The organism is Mesoterricola sediminis (assembly GCF_030295425.1).
GTDB classification, from domain to species: domain Bacteria; phylum Acidobacteriota; class Holophagae; order Holophagales; family Holophagaceae; genus Mesoterricola; species Mesoterricola sediminis.
Genome location: NZ_AP027081.1, coordinates 663,179 through 678,306, shown reverse-complemented (window position 1 = coordinate 678,306; position 15,128 = coordinate 663,179). Strand labels below are relative to the sequence as shown.

The window sequence follows — 15,128 nt, the reverse complement described above, 5'->3', positions numbered from 1 at the left end:
CGGATGTCCACACCGATGCTCCAGCAGGTCGCGGCCCTCAAGCGGGAGGCGGGTGACGCGATCCTCTTCACGCGGATGGGGGACTTCTACGAGCTCCACGGCGAGGACGCGGTGAAGGCCGCGCCGGTGATGGAGATCGCCCTGACGGTGCGGGGGCGGGGCACGGAGTACGAGACGCCCATGTGCGGCGTCCCCCACTTCGCCCTGGAGAGCTACCTGCCCAAGCTGCTGGCGGCGGGCTATTCGGCGGCCATCGCGGAGCCCACGGCCAAGCCCGAGGAGGTGAAGGGCCTGCTGCCCCGGGCCCTCACGCGCATCATCACCCCCGGCACCTGGCTGGACGACGACGCCCGGTGGCTGGCCGCCGTCCACCGGATCGGCGCGGCCTGGGGCATCGCCCTCGTGCAGCTGGCCTCGGGGCAGCTGCGGGTCATCCCCGGCGAGGGGGAGGCCTTCCTCGCCTCGACCCTGGAGCGCCTGGCGCCCCAGGAACTGATCCTCGCCGAGGGCGCGCCCGACGCCTTCGACCTGGAGGCGGCCCGCGTGCGTCTGCCGGCTTGGCGCTTCGAGCCCGAACGGGCGCGGAACCAGGTGATGGCCTTCTTCGGGTGGAGCCACCTGGAGGGCGTGGGCCTGGATCCCCACCCCGCGGCCACGGGCGCCCTGGGGGCGCTCCTGGACCAGCTGGAGACGATCCAGCGGGGGCGTCCGGCCCACATCCAGGGCGTCAGCCTGGAACTGGGCGCCGCCGGCCCCCTCCTGGACGCGACCTCGGCCCGCCACCTGGAGGTCTTCGCCAACACCCTGGACGGCTCGCGCCAGGGCAGCCTCCTCGAGCTCATGGACCTCTGCCGCTGCCGCATGGGCTCGCGCCTGCTCAAGGCCTGGCTGGACCAGCCCCTGCGGGACCGGGCGGCCCTGGAACGGCGGTGGACCCAGGTGGGCTGGTTCACGGAGGACCGCCACCGGGACCCCGTCCAGAAGCTGATCGCCGGGGTGCCCGACCTCGACCGCATCCTGGGCCGGGTGGCCATGGGCCTCGCCACGCCGCCGGAGCTGGCCCAGCTCCGGGAGGGCCTCGCGCGGGTCCAGAAGCTGCCGCGCCTCATGGTGGAGGAGGGCTGGTTCGGCGAGACCGCGGACCTGGGCATCTGGCCCGAGGGGACGCCCCTCTGCGGCGAGCTCGAGGCCGAGCTTCGGCGCTGCCTGGCGGAGGCCCCGCCCCTGGAGCTGGAGAAGGGGGGCACCATCCTGGACGGCGTGGATCCGGAGCTGGACGCGGTGCGCCGCCTGGCCCGGGACGCCAAGCAGGTGATGCTGGAGCTGGAGGAGGAGGAGCGCGCCGCCAGCGGCATCTCCAGCCTCAAGATCAAGTACAACCGGGTCTTCGGCTACTACTTCGAGATCACCAAATCCAACCTGGCCTCCGCCCCGGCCCACTTCATCCGCAAGCAGACCCTGGCCAACGCGGAGCGGTTCACCACCGAGAAGCTGATGGCCTTCGAGCAGCGCCTGCTCTCGGCGGAATCCGACCTGCTGCGCCTGGAGGAGGCCCAGTACCGGCGCCTCCTGGCGCGGGTCCTGGAGGACCGCGCCGGGCTGGCCTCCCTGGCCCGGGCCGTGGCCTTCGTGGACGTGCTCTGCGCGCTCGGCGAGCGCGCCCGGGTCTCGGGGTGGACCCGGCCCGCCCTCTCCGAGGAGCGCGAGCTGGTGCTGGCCGGGGCGCGCCATCCGATGCTGGAGGCGCGGATGGGCCGGGAGTGCATCCCCAACGACCTCTCGCTTCCGCCGGGCCGGGCCATGGCGGTGGTCACGGGCCCCAACATGGGCGGCAAGTCCACCTTCCTGCGCACGGCGGCCCTCCTCGTGGTGCTGGCCCAGACGGGCTCGTACGTGCCGGCGGAGCTGATGCGCCTCTCCCTGGTGGACCGGATCTTCACGCGCATCGGCGCCTCGGACTTCCTGGCCAAGGGGCAGTCCACCTTCATGGTGGAGATGACGGAGACGGCCCGGATCCTCAACCAGGTGACCCCTTCGAGCCTGGTGATCCTGGACGAGATCGGGCGGGGCACGAGCACCCGCGACGGGCTGGCCCTGGCCGAAGCCATCGCGCTCCACCTGCGGGACCTCAAGGGCGGCGAGCCGCGCACGCTCTTCGCCACGCACTACTTCGAGCTGACGAAGCTCGCCGACGACCCGCGCATCCAGAACCTGCACGTGGAGGTGCAGGAGTGGGAGGAGCACCTGCTCTTCCTCCACCGCATCAGCCCGGGCCCCGCGGACCGCAGCTACGGCATCCAGGTGGCGCGCCTGGCGGGCCTCCCCCGCCCCGTCATCGCCGCCGCCCAGCGCATCCTGGCCGACACGCCCGAGCCCGCCATCGAGGCCCCCCGGCGGGGCCGCAAGGCGCGGGCGGAGGCGGCCCAGCCGCTCCTGCCCATGTTCGACCCGGAGCCGGATCCCCTGCGCGCGGAGCTGGAGGCCCTGGACCTGGACGGCATGAGCCCCCGCGACGTGGTGGCCTGGGTCGCGGCGCGGCAGAAGGAGCGCCGCGCCTGATCAGGCGCCCGCGAGCCAGGGCATGCAGGTCCGGTGGATGCGCCGGAGCCGCAGGCGCCGCTCCCGGTCCAGGGCGCCCGCGCTGGGGTGCATCACCGTCCGCCGGAGGTCGTTGAGGTCCTGGATCCAGGCGGTGGCGGCGGCCTTGCCCCCCGCCCCGGTGAGGGCGGCCAGGGCCCGGAACTCCGGCGCCTCGTCCCAGAGGGCGCGCACGATGGTGCGGTAGTCGATGAGGAAGAGGCATTCGCGCAGGTCCTTCGCCGGGCTGGAGCCCTGCACTTCCCGGGCCTTGCGCACCACCTGGGGGGGCAGGACCCCGTCGAAGGGGCTGGCCAGGCCCCGGGCGGCCGCGAGCCGGTCCGCGCAGCCCAGGACCCGCTCCTGGAGGCCGGTCTCCAGCTCCTTGACCAGGGCGTAGTCGGCCATCTGGAGGCGGTCGGCCTCCTGGGCGAGGGTCGCCCGGGCGATGGGCTCCAGCTCCCGGGCGGCCCGCTCCTTGAGGACGTAGTCGCGGGCCCCGGACCGGGTGGCCTCGATGGCCTCGGACAGCGTGCCGCGCCCCGAGAGCACCACCACGGGCGGCGGCAGCTCCTCCCGGGCCAGGGCCTGGATGAGCCAGAGGCCGCCCCACTCGCCGGGGGGCATCTGCAGGTCGGTGAGCACCAGGTCGAAGGCACCCTCCCGAAGGCGGGCGAGGGCCTGGGTGCCGTCCGGCGCCCAGGCGCAGCCCGCGGCCAGGTCGCCCAGGCAGGTCCGGTGGGCCTCCACGAAGGCCGGTTCATCGTCCACCCAGAGGAGGGCCGGTCCGCTCATGCCGCGCCCTCCCCGGGGGCGGCCAGGGGCAGGCGGAGCACGGCCGTGGTGCCGCCGGGGCCGCCGGTGATCTCGAAGGCGCCCCCATGGAGGCGGGCGATGCGCTGGGCGTTGAGGAGGCCAAGGCCCACCCGGCCGGGCCGGGTGCTGCTGGCGGGCGCCACCCGCCGGGCCAGGGCCTCGCTGACGGCCGGCGGCAGCCCCGGCCCCGCGTCCTCCAGTTCCACCCGCACGGCGTCCCCCCCCGGCGCGAGGCCCCAGCGGAGGCGCACGGATCCGCGCCCGGCCATGGCCGAGACGGCGTTCTTGAGGAGGTTGTCCAGGACGGTCAGGAGCAGGTCGCCGTCGCAGACCACGGGGCACGCGCCCCCCAGGCCCTCGGAGGCGATGGCCACGCCGGGCGGCAGCAGCTGGTGGGCCCGGGACAGGAAGGTGCGCAGGAGGCCCTGGAGGTCCTGGACCTCGAAGCGGTAGTCCACGGCGCCGCCCAGGGTCTCCCGGAACTGCTCCCACAGGGCCCGGGCCTGCTGCTGGCAGCGCTCGGCCTCGGCCAGGCGCTCGTACCGGGCCGTGCGCGCCGCCCGGGCGGCGCGCAGGCAGGTATCCATGGACAGGAGGGCGTTCTTGTAGTCATGGAGGGTGACCGCGGCCAGGCGGGCCTGGTCGGGATCGATGGCCGGCGCCGCGAGCACGGTGCGGATGAGGGCGTGGGCCTGGTCCAGGGGGAAGCCGGCCGGCACGTCCAGGGCCTCGGGGAGCTGGGCGGCTTCCAGGCGCCAGACGTCCTCCGCCAGGGTCACCCGGGCCCCGGGCAGGCAGGCTTCCAGGAGGGCCTGGTGGGCCCCGCCGGTCCAGAGGGCGGCCTCGGGCACGGCCGCCAGGCCCGGGGCCCGGAGCACAGCGGTCCAGCCTCCGGACGGGGACGGCTCCCAGGCCAGGGCGCAGGCCTCCGCCCCGGACCGCTCCACCCCCTCCAGCACGAAGGCCAGCAGTTCCAGCACGACGCCCGTCGCTTCGAGCCAGCGCAGGTCCGGCGGCGCGGGGTCCGCGGCGAGGGTCAGGCCGCCCAGGCGCAGGCGGCCCAGGTCGGCCATCAGGCGCGGACCGTCCACCACCTGGCGGCGCCCCGAGGCCAGTTTGCCCAGGAGGCTGTTCAGGCCCTGGAGGGAGAGGAAGGCGGGATCGGCCCCCAGGTCGGGCAGGAGGCCCCCTTCATCCCAGCGGGCGCTGGCCAGGTCGGTCCCCGTACTCCAGGCGGCCAGGTGGCGGCGGAGGGCGCCGCCCCCTTCCAGGCCCCGGGTGGCGAGGGCGGCCAGCAGCCGGGCCGGGTCGAGGTCCAGCCGGCTGGCGAGGGCCAGCAGGGATTCGGCCCCACGCAGCCGGATGGCTGGGTCCGGGTCGGCGAGGTCCCGGGCGGCCAGGAGGCGCTGGGTGCGGAGGGCCTCCCACCGGAAGGGGACCTGGGCCACCCCCTCCAGGAGCTCCTCCACCAGGCGGCGGCAGGGCCCCTCGGCGCCGGGCGGCACCGCCTCGTCCAGGAGGGGGGCCAGGAGCACCCGGGCGGCGGTCTTCTCCGCCGCCTTCACCGCGCTCGCCCGGGCCGCCCAGGCGATGGGGTCCCGGCCCGCGCGGGTCAGGGAGGCGGTGCCCGTGAACACGGGCGCGTGATCCGGGCCCCCCTCCCGGCGGGAGGCGTAGGCCGCCACGCGCCCCGCGCACACCGCCACCTCCTGGAGGAGGGTCTTGGGGTCCACCCGGCCCCGGTCCGATTCCGCGTAGGCCTCCAGCAGGGCGCGCCGGCCCGCGAGCAGGCCCTCCGCCCGGGCCGCGAACCCGTCCAGCGCGTGGCCCGCGTCGAGCCAGGCGGCCCCCAGCAGGGCGCGGAAGGCCTCCACCCCCACCTGGATGCGGGCGGCCGCGTCCAGGCGGGTCCGGGGCGAGGCCCACACCAGCCGGCCCAGTTCGGCGCAGGCGGGATCCCGGGCCAGGACGCCGTTGTGGACAGCGGCCATGACGGCGGCCTTGGGGCGGATGAACATGTCGTGGTCCTCCGCCAGGTGCGGGACCATGGCCCGCAGGAGGTGATCCTCCAGGGCCCAGGCGCCGAAGCTGGCGAGGGTGGCCTGGGAGACCCGGCCCGGCGCCAGGCTGGGATGGGCGAGGGCGGCCTCCACCAGGCGGGGATCCGAGAAGGTTCCGCCCAGGAGGGCCTCCGCGGCCCGGATGCGGCGCGGATCCTTCACCGGGGGCAGGCGCAGGGGTTGGCCTCCGGCCAGCTCCCGGGGGGGCGCGAGGCGGCCCGCCTTCACCAGGGCTGCGAGGAGGCCGTCGGCGGCGGCCTTTTCCGCCTGTTTCCGGGAGGCCCCCTGGGCCTCCACCCGGTGGGCCCCCAGCCGGACTTCCACCCGGAAGTTCGGTCGGTGGTCCGGGCCCTCCTGGGCCAGCAGGGCGTACGTGGGGGCGGGGAGCCCCGCGGCGGCGGCCGATTCCTGGAGCTGGGTCTTGGGATCCTTGCGCCAGGCGGAACCCAGGCAGGCGTCGAAGGCCCCGGCCAGGTCCGCCACGAGCGCGGGGAAGGGCTGGGACAGGGACAGCAGGCCCAGGATCCGGAAGGTCGCCTCCTCCCGGGGCTGCACCAGGCCGCCGCCCACGGGCCGCCAGCGATCGCTGGGCAGCAGCGGGCCCAACCGGGCCTCGAGGGCGTCGGGGCGCGCCAGGGCGGCCCGGAGGGTGTTGGCCGTTCCCTCTTCCAGGAACCCGTGCCGCCGCTGCAGGTGGCTGACCGTGGCCAGGGTGTGGGCGGAGCGCCCCAGGTGGCCCAGGAGGCGCCCGACGCGGTCCCCCTGGGGGCTTGGGGGCCGGAAGCACAGGCAACAGGCCATCAGGGCGGGCCGGGACACCTCGACCGGCAGGGCCGCGCCCAGGGCCGCCAGGGGGGCCTGGAGGTCGGCGGGGAGGGTCTCAAAGGCGGGCCAAGGGGCCGCCGCGAGCACGGGGTCGAGGAGGTGGCGCATGCAGGGTCCTGGAAGGAGCCAGCATACCCGCTCCGGCGCGCCGCGCCCCAGCCCTCAGCGCCCGCGCTCGCCGCTGGCATCCAGCCGAACGACGCCCTCCTCGGCCAGGCCGGCCAGCTCCCAGGGCAGGCGCGGCCCGTGCTGCGCCCGGTCCAGACCCGGCAGGGCGGAGGCCCCGGCCCAGGCGTCGCGGCCCGCGCGCTTGGCCATGTAGAGGCAGGCGTCGGCGATCTCGACCACGCGCTCCCAGCCCAGCCAGGCCGGGTCCGCGGGGTTGAAGGGGTAGGCCGCGTAGCCGATGGAACAGGTCCAGCGCAGGGTCTCCCCCGACTCCAGGGGGACCCCCTGCTCGGCCACGGCGGCGCGGATGCGCTCGGCCATCTGGGGCGCCTCGGCGCGGGAGGCGTTGCGGGCCATCACGAGGAACTCCTCGCCGCCCCAGCGCACGACGGCGTCCGAATCCCGGGCGGCCCGGCGCAGGGCCCGGGCCACGGAGGCCAGCGCCAGATCTCCGGCCCGGTGGCCGTGCCGGTCGTTGATCTCCTTGAAGTGGTCCAGGTCCACCACGAAGAACACCAGGTCGGCGTTGGGGAGGGGACCGGCCTTGTCGGGCTCCCGGTAGGCCCGCTGGACCTTGGCCACGTCGTCGTCCACCACCACGCTCAGGTAGCGGCGGTTGTGGAGCCCGGTGAGGGGATCGGACAGGCTCTGGGCCTGGAGGGCGAGGTTCGCCTCCTCCAGGGCGTGGTTGGCCTTCACGAGGTCGGCGGTGGCCTGGTCCACGAGGACGGCCAGCCGCTCCTTCTGCTGGGCGAGGCCCTTGTACCGGCGGTCCACGATCCAGGCCACGAGGCCCAGGCCGCCCAGGAGGGCGAGGGTGGTGAACCACCAGGTCTTCCACCAGGGGGGCAGCACCTGGAAGGTGAAGGCGGTCACGGGCCCGAAGGCCATGCCCGGATAGGCGGCCCGCACCTCGTAGCGGTAGGTCCCGCCGGGCAGGGCGACGTAGCGGTCCTGGGGCACCTGGATGGAGCGCCAGTCGTCATCCAGGCCCACGAGGCGGACCTGGTAGACGACGGCCTTCTCGTTGATGTAGGTCTGGGCGGCGAACTGGAATTCCAGGGTGGCTTCGCGGCTGGGGATGGGGCGCGGGTCCCGCAGGGCGTCCACCCCCTTGCCCCGGACCACCCGCAGGAGGGTGACGGCGAGGGGGGGAAGGGGCGGCGGCCGACGGCCGGCGAGAACGCGGCCGAGACCCATCGTGGTGCCCACCCACACGTCCTGGTTGGCATCGACGTAGAGGCCGCCCTGGCTGCAGTCGTCCCCCACGAGGCCCCCGTCCCGCCCCAGGCGGACGACGTCGCCGTGGGCGCCGTGGGCCTCCACGCCCCGGTCCGTGCCCAGCCACAGGGTGCCCTGGCGGTCCAGGGCGAGGGCGAACACGCCTTCGGTGCCCAGGCCCCGCTTGGTGTCCAGGCCGCCGAGGAAGGCCAGGCTGCCGTCCGCCTTGAGTTCGACGCGGTCCAGGCCCACGGGCTCGCGGTAGAGGAGCCAGGCCGACCCGTCCGGCGCTACCCCGAGCTCGTTGAGGGCATCCGCCCGCAGGCCATGGTGGCGGTTGAAGAGGCGCCAGGTGGGCCCGTCCTTCACGAGGAGGCCGGCGCCGGTGGCGATCCAGAGCCGCTTCCGGCCGTCCTCGGCGAAGTGGTAGGCGGGCAGGTCCGACGCCCCCGCGTCCTGGGGGCCGTAGGCCACCCGGAGGGTGCGCCGCTCCGGATCGATGAGCAGGATGCCCAGGGCCGGATCCGCCAGCCACACCCCTTCGCTGCCCGCCATCACCCGGAGGGAGCGGTCCGGCCGGTGTCCACCCTCCCACCGGAGGCTCCCCAGGAAGGCCTCCGAGGCGGTCGAGGCGCCCGGTTCGAGGGTGAGGAGGGGGGCGTTGTTGGAGCCGATGTAGAGGCGCCCCGCGCGGTCCTCGGCCAGGCTCACCACGTTCCGGCCCTCGGTTCCACGCACGGGCGTCCACCCCGTCGGGCCCAGGCGGGCCAGGCCTTGGCTGGTGCCTACGAAGAGGCGGCCGGACCGGTCCCGGAGGACCGCCCAGACCAGGTCGGACGGCAGGCCGTCCTGCACCGTGAAGGCCCGGGTCCAGCCCCGCCCCAGGGCGCGGCAGAGGCCGGGGCCCACCACCCAGAGGTTGCCCTCCCGGTCCACCAGGGAGGAGATGGTCCACTGGAAGGGCAGGCCCTCCCGGGGGCCGATCCGTTCGGACCGGTCGCCCTTCACCCGCAGGATGCCGGTGTTGGTGGGGATGACGAGGCCGCCGCTCCCGTCCCGGGAGGCGGAGGTGTTGGCGAAGGGGGTCCCGGGCAGGCGGTCCGAGGCGTCCTGGACGAGGCCGGCGCCCGGGTCCAGGCGCCGCAGGGTCCTGCGGCCCACGATCCAGAGGCGGCCCGTGCCGTCCACGGCCAGGGACTCGACCTCGTCGGGGACCAGGCCCGGCGCCAGGGCGAGGCGGGTCCAGCCCCCGGCCGGGGGCCGCTCCCACACCTCGCCCTGGGCCTCCACGAAGACGGAGCCGGACGAGGTGCGGCAGGCCAGGGCGCGGCCCCCGCCCCGGGGCAGGTCGTCCACCCGGACCATGGCCCGCCCTTCCTGGCGGTAGAGGCCGCCGGGCCCGATGGCCCACAGGTGGCCCCGGGCGTCCTGGTCCAGGGCGGCGCCCCGGACCGGGCGGAAGGGCTGGCCGTCCAGGTCCACGGAGAAGAAGGCCCCCCGGTCGTAGGCGCAGAGGCCGTTCTCGGCCACGATCCACACGCCGCCCCCCAGGCGGGGAAGCAGACGCCGGATCGTGGCGGAGGGCAGGCCGTCCCGGACGGTGAACTTGGTGAAGGAGGCGCCGTCGTACCGGATGAGGCCGGTGTCGCAGCCGATCCAGATGAAGCCGGCCTCGTCCTGGGCGATGGACTTGAGCGACAGGTCCTGGAAGCCCTGCTCGTGGCCGTAGGTCTTGAAGCTGAACCGTCCCGGCGCCTCGCCGGGGGCGCCCCCCAGGACCAGCGTGAAGGCCAGGAGCGCCACCAGGGTGAGGACGCGCCTCACGACCCCTCCCGCTCCAGGTAGGCCTGGGCGCCCTTCATGGCGGCCTTGGGCCCCTGGGCGGCCTTCCAGGCCCGCCCCCGGCGGGTCCCCCACGCGCGGGCCAGGTCCTCCGCCTCGGGGTTGCCCGGGGCCAGGGCCAGCACCTCGGCCAGGTCGGCCCGGGCCTCCGCGTCCCGGCCGGTGCGCCGGCGCAGCAGGGCCCGCTTCAGGAAGCCCCAGGGGTTGCCCGGCTCCTGGGCCACGAGCTCGTCGTACTCCGCCTCGGCCTCCCGCAGGTTGCCCGCTTCCTCCGCGGCCTCGCCGCACAGCAGGTTCGTGACCGCGCAGAAGCCCAGCCAGGCCTTCTGGGCCCGGAAGTCCTCGGGGGTGTAGATGGCCTTCGGCTTGATGGCGCTGGCGGCCCGCTCCAGGTGGCGGAGGGCCTTCTCGGTGTGCGCGTCCACCCGGGCGAAGACCTCGGCGTCGCCGGTGCCCCGGAAGAAGTCGCGGCTGATGCGCCCCTCCGCCCGGTACCGGTCGAAGAGCCGGGTCCCAGGGTAGAGGGCCAGCGGGGAGATCTGCACGTCGTGGGGCCGCACCTCGCGGATGAAGGCGGCCGTGGTCTCCACGTCCTCCCAGGCCTCGCCCGGGATGCCCGTGATGAGGTAGATCCCCATGTTCATGCCCACTCGGCGCACCAGCTCCAGGGCCTTGCGGGCCTGGCGCATGTTGGTGCCCTTGTCCAGGAGCTTCAGCACGCGCTCGCTGCCGTGCTCCACGCCGAACTGCATGAACTCGCAGCCCGCGCGCTTCATGGCCACGAGGCGGTCCTCGTCCACGAGGTTCACCCGGCTCTGGCAGTTCCACAGGGGATGCATCCCCGAGGCCTGGATGAGCCGCATGAGCTCCAGGATCCGGAGCTTGTTGGCGGTGAAGGTGTCGTCCCGGAAGCTGAAGTAGGTCAGGCCGTGGCGCTCGCGGAGCAGGCGCATCTCCCGCAGGACGGCGGCGGGGCTGCGGAACCGCACGGCGCTGCCCCAGAATTCCGGGGTGTTGCAGAAGTTGCAGGTGGCGGGGCAGCCGCGGCTGGTGCTCAGGTAGCTGAGCTGCCCGGGGTCGTCCAGGAAGTCGGCCTGGAAGTGCTCCACCGGCGCCCCCATGATGTCCAGGTCCTCCAGGGGGGGCGGGGAGGGCGTCTCGCCGTCCCGCAGGACGAGGCCCGGCGCCGTGCGCCAGTCGCGCCCGTCGGCGAGCCGCGCCAGGATCTCCACCAGGGGGACCTCCCCTTCGCCCTTCACGATGGCGTCCAGCTGGGGGCAGTCCTCGAAGACCTCCCGCGCCAGGTGGGTGGGGTGGGGCCCCCCGGCCAGGAGCACCGCGCCGGGGCAGGCCTCCCGGGCCCAGGCCAGCAGGTCCGCGCTGCGCTTGCGGTTGAAGGTGAACATGGAGATGCCCACCACCGCGGGGGCCTGCCGCCGCAGGTACTCCACGACCTCCTTGCGGCCCTTGCCGCTGAGGTTGGCCAGGCGGCAGGGGTAGCCGCGGGTGCGGGCCATGGCCTGGAGGAAGCCCAGCCCGATGGGCAGGAAGGTCATCCACTCGTCCCCGAAGCCGCTCCGGGGCGCGCTGTAGGCCAGTACGGCCGAAGGGCCGGAGGCCTCCGCCCCCCGCCTCGAAGCCTCGCGCCCGACCGGGTCCACCATGGCTCCATTTCATCACAGGAAACCCCTTCGCGGGGTCGCTTAAACTCAAGACAACGCTTAGACTGTCCGACGGATACCTCACCCGCCCAGCCCAGCGGAGCACCCTTGCCCGAGACCATCACCAAGCCCGACGACGTCAGGGAAGTCCTGCGCCAGGCCTGCGCGCGGCGGGAGCTCCTCATCCTGGCGACGCCCTACCTGCGGTTCGAGTCCAGCTTCGTGGGCATCCACGAGGGGGAACTGCACGTCCACGCCACCATGGCGCGGGAGGACGCCATGTTCGGCCTCCGGACCCCCGAGCTGAGGCTGCGCTTCCCGGACGGGCTCGGCTTCTTCGAGGCCAGGGTGGAGATGAAGGGGCTCGGAATCCTGGAAGGCAAACGAACAGTCAGGCTAACGCTGCCCAAGGCCCTCCAGGAGAACGACCAGCGCTCCGGGTACCGGGTCGAGCGGGTGGGCCGGGTCACCGTCACCTACGGGACCCTCAAGGGGGACCTGCTGCAGGGGTCCCTCGTGGACATCAGCACGACGGGCGCCCGCCTCCACGCCCAGCGGGACGTGGACCCCCAGGCCATGGGCCCGGGCACGCCCCTCCTCCTGTCCATCCCCCTCGCCCCGGACATCCAGATCGAGACCCGCGCCGAGGTCCGCCACGCCCAGGCCCGCACCCTGGGGGTGGCCTTCCGGCCGGCCCTTCCACCGGCCGTGGAACAGCCCCTCACCCGCTGGGTCTTCCTGCGGCGGGAGGAGGAACGGGAGCGCCTGTCCCAGCGCCTGGACATCCAGGCCCGGACCGCCGCGCCCAAGGGCCAGGAGCAGACGGGCATCCTGCTGGTGGGCGGGGACGCCGCCCTGGAAACCGACCTCGCGGGCTTCCTGACGCCCGTCCGCCCCCTTGCGCACATCCCCGCCTCCCTCCAGCCCCTCAAGGACGCCCTGGCCGGGGCGCCCCCGCTCGTGATCTTCCACGTGGCCAGCACCGGCCTGGACGAGCGGAAGCGCCTGCGGACCCTGGTGGAGCTGGCCCAGGCCAAGGCCCCCGTCCTGCTGCTGGCCACCCAGGTGGACGGCGCCTCCCTCTTCGAGCTGTCGGGTGAACTCAAGGCCTCCAGCGCCATGGTCTGGAACCCGGCCCGGGGCCTCTTCCTCCAGCGCCTGGCCCAGGGCATCATCCGCCGCCACACCCACGGGGGCGACAGCCCCATGGCCCCCGCCGAACCGTGAGCCGGCCGTGGACCTGAGCGCCTGGAACCTCCCCTCCGCCTTCCCCGACCTCGCGGGCCCGGCCCGGGACGAGGCCCTGGCCGAGCTCTGCGACCGGCGCCAGACGCTGCTGCTGGCCACCCCCTACCTCACCTTCGCCTCGCGCTTCGTGGCCATCGACAAAGGCGCCATCCTCGTGCGGGCCACCATGAGCCGCAGCGTGGCCGCCCACACCCTGGACCGCAAGGACCTGCAGCTCCGCTTCCCCTGGGGCCTCACCCACTACGGCGGCCCCACCCGGATCCTGGAGTACGTGCAGGAGGAGGGCGGCAAGCACCTCCGCCTCGCCCTGCCGCAGGTGCTCCGGCGCATGGAGCAGCGCAAGGCCTACCGGGTCGACTACGTGGGGCGCTGCCAGGGCACCCTGGGGTCCGACGACGGGGAGGGCGGCATGGTCTTCGCCCGGTTCAACGTGGAGAACCTCAGCACCACGGGCATGGCGGTCTTCTGCACGGACCCCCTGCCCGGCCGGAATTTCGTCCCGGGCCGGCGGGTCTCGGCCCAGTTCAGCCTCGAACGGGGACCCGACCTGGAAACCAACGTCCAGGTGATCCACGCCAGCGGCCAGAGCCTCGGCCTGGCCTTCCTGGACCTGGACCCCATCGACGGCCAGGCGCTGGCCTCCTGGCTCCAGCCCCGGTTCACGGAGGCCCTCCGCCGCTGGGACAACCGCGCGGCCCTGCGGGCCCAGGCCGTGAAGGCCGCCGCCCCCCGCCCCGCGCCCCAGGGGCTCCTCGTCCTGGGCGGCGAACCGGACGTGATCGCCGAGATCCAGCAGGCCCTGGAGGGCGCCCAGACCGTGCGGGTCGTGCCGCCGGTGCTGGTGCCCCTCCGCGAGGCCCTGGACCAGGCGCCGCCCCGCCTCCTGGTGGTGCCCTGCGAGGGCAGCGTGGAGGGCTGCCACCGCCTCCGCTCCCTCCTGGAGAAGTGCCCCCCCCGCTGCCCCATCGTCGTCCTCGCCGCCGGCGGCCAGCGCGGCACCGTCAACCTGTTCGCCCAGGAAATCCGCGCGGCCCTCACGACGGACCGCGCCGGCCAGCACCCCCTCTTCTTCCGCCGGCTCGTGACGGGGCTGATCCGCCGTCACTGGCAGGATCCGGAGGCCCCATGACCACCCTCCTCGCCCGCAGGACCTTCCTCGCCCTCGCCGCCGGCGCCGCCGCGGCCACGGCGGCCGGGACGCGCCGCCCCGCGCCGGCCGCGGGCCCCCGCCTCGAGGACGCGGGCCTGGACGACCTGGCCCGGGGCATGGCCTCGGGACGCTGGACGTCGGAGGCCGTCACCCGCCACTACCTGGCCCGCATCCGCACCGTGGACCGCCAGCTCCACGCCGTCGTGGAGGTCAATCCCGACGCGCTCGAGCTCGCCCGGAGCCTGGACCGCGAGCGCAAGGCCCGGGGCCCCCGCGGCCCCCTCCACGGCATCCCGGTGCTCCTCAAGGAGAACATCGACACCGCCGACCGCATGCTGACCACCGCCGGCTCCCTGGCCCTGGTGGACGCGCCGCCCCCGGCCCGGGACGCCCACCTCGTCTCCCGCCTCCGCGAGGCGGGGGCCGTGATCCTCGGCAAGACGAACCTCAGCGAATGGGCCAACCTGCGCTCCACCCACTCCGTGAGCGGCTGGAGCGGGCGCGGCGGCCTCACCCGCAACCCCTACGCCCTGGACCGCAACTGCTCGGGATCCAGCTCCGGCTCCGGCGCCGCGACGGCGGCGGGCCTGTGCGCGGCCGCGGTGGGCACCGAGACCGACGGGAGCATCATCAGCCCCGCCAGCATCTGTGGCCTGGTCGGCCTGAAGCCCACCGTGGGCCTCGTGAGCCGCGCCGGCATCATCCCCCTCTCCCACACCCAGGACACGGCGGGCCCCATGGCCCGCAGCGTGCGGGACGCGGCCCTCCTCCTCTCGGCCCTGGCGGGCCCCGATCCCCGCGACCCGGCCACGGCCGGCGCCAAGGCCCATCCCGACTACACGGCCTTCCTGGACGCCGACGGCCTCCGCGGCGCGCGCCTGGGCGTGGTCAGGAACTTCTTCCCCGAGACCCGGGCCATGCGCCCGGCGGTGGACGCGGCCCTGAAGGCCCTGGCGGACCGGGGCGCCGTCCTCGTGGACCCCCTCGACCTGCCCACCGCCGACTACGAGAAGGCGGAGCTGGAGGTCCTGCTCACCGAGTTCAAGGCGGACCTCGCCGCGTACCTGGGCGCGCGCTGCCCCCGGCACACGGTGCGGGACATGGAGACCCTCATCGCCTTCAACGAGACGCACCGGGACCGGGAGATGCCCTGGTTCGGCCAGGAGCTCCTGCTCCAGGCCCAGGCCAAGGGCGGCCTGCACGATCCGGCCTACCTCAAGGCCCTGGAGACCTGCCGGACCCTCTCGCGCCGGGGCATCGACGCCCTGATGGACCAGCACCGCCTGGACGCCCTCATCGCCCCCTCCGGCACCCCCGCCTGGACCATCGACCTCGTGAACGGCGACAGCGCGGGCATGGGCTGCTACACCCCCGCCGCCGTCGCCGGATACCCGCACCTCACCGTTCCCGCGGGCCTGGCCGCGGGCCTCCCCGTGGGCCTCAGCTTCTTCGGCCGGGCCTGGAGCGAGGGGGTCCTCCTGAAGCTGGGCTATGCCTTCGAGCAGGCCACCCGGGCGCGGCGTAGGCCCACGCTCCCGCCGACGCTCCGCGCCTGAGGCC

Annotated in this window: 8 protein-coding genes; 4 read left to right on the top strand and 4 right to left on the bottom strand. The window is 74.9% G+C overall.

The window, feature by feature from the left end; genetic code table 11:
• Positions 1–3 precede the first annotated feature (3 nt).
• Complete coding sequence (gene mutS, locus R2J75_RS02950) at positions 4–2,559, top strand: DNA mismatch repair protein MutS (RefSeq protein WP_243332083.1); 2,556 nt, start codon at positions 4–6, stop codon at positions 2,557–2,559.
• Here mutS and R2J75_RS02945 read toward each other — a convergent pair whose 3' ends face one another.
• From R2J75_RS02945 to R2J75_RS02930, 4 genes are read right to left on the bottom strand one after another with little or no spacing between them, the layout of a single operon-like run.
• Complete coding sequence (locus R2J75_RS02945; RefSeq protein WP_243345615.1) at positions 2,560–3,372, bottom strand: response regulator; 813 nt, start codon at positions 3,370–3,372, stop codon at positions 2,560–2,562.
• Positions 3,369–6,386 carry an ATP-binding protein gene (locus tag R2J75_RS02940; protein WP_316411040.1) on the bottom strand — a complete coding sequence of 1,006 codons (3,018 nt, stop codon included), beginning with the start codon at positions 6,384–6,386 and terminating at the stop codon, positions 3,369–3,371. The genes R2J75_RS02945 and R2J75_RS02940 overlap by 4 nt, the downstream gene beginning before the upstream one ends.
• Positions 6,387–6,440: 54 nt before the next feature.
• Entirely contained in the window at positions 6,441–9,491 is a 3,051-nt protein-coding gene (locus R2J75_RS02935; RefSeq protein WP_316411039.1) for a ligand-binding sensor domain-containing diguanylate cyclase, read from the bottom strand.
• Positions 9,488–11,173: a B12-binding domain-containing radical SAM protein gene (locus tag R2J75_RS02930; protein WP_243345612.1), complete on the bottom strand. Its 1,686-nt coding sequence runs from the start codon at positions 11,171–11,173 to the stop codon at positions 9,488–9,490. Before R2J75_RS02930 ends, R2J75_RS02935 begins: the two co-directional genes overlap by 4 nt.
• A 105-nt stretch (positions 11,174–11,278) precedes the next feature.
• On the opposite strand from R2J75_RS02930, the gene R2J75_RS02925 reads away from it, so the two are divergent.
• From R2J75_RS02925 to R2J75_RS02915, 3 genes are read left to right on the top strand one after another with little or no spacing between them, the layout of a single operon-like run.
• Positions 11,279–12,397, top strand: a complete 1,119-nt coding sequence (locus R2J75_RS02925; RefSeq protein WP_243332077.1) for a PilZ domain-containing protein — start codon at positions 11,279–11,281, stop codon at positions 12,395–12,397.
• 7 nt (positions 12,398–12,404) lie between these two features.
• Positions 12,405–13,547 (top strand): PilZ domain-containing protein, encoded by a 1,143-nt coding sequence (locus R2J75_RS02920; RefSeq protein ID WP_243332075.1) that lies wholly within the window; start codon positions 12,405–12,407, stop codon positions 13,545–13,547.
• On the top strand, positions 13,544–15,124 hold the full coding sequence (locus R2J75_RS02915; protein ID WP_316411038.1) for an amidase: 1,581 nt from the start codon (positions 13,544–13,546) through the stop codon (positions 15,122–15,124). Before R2J75_RS02920 ends, R2J75_RS02915 begins: the two co-directional genes overlap by 4 nt.
• The last annotated feature ends 4 nt before the right edge of the window (positions 15,125–15,128 follow it).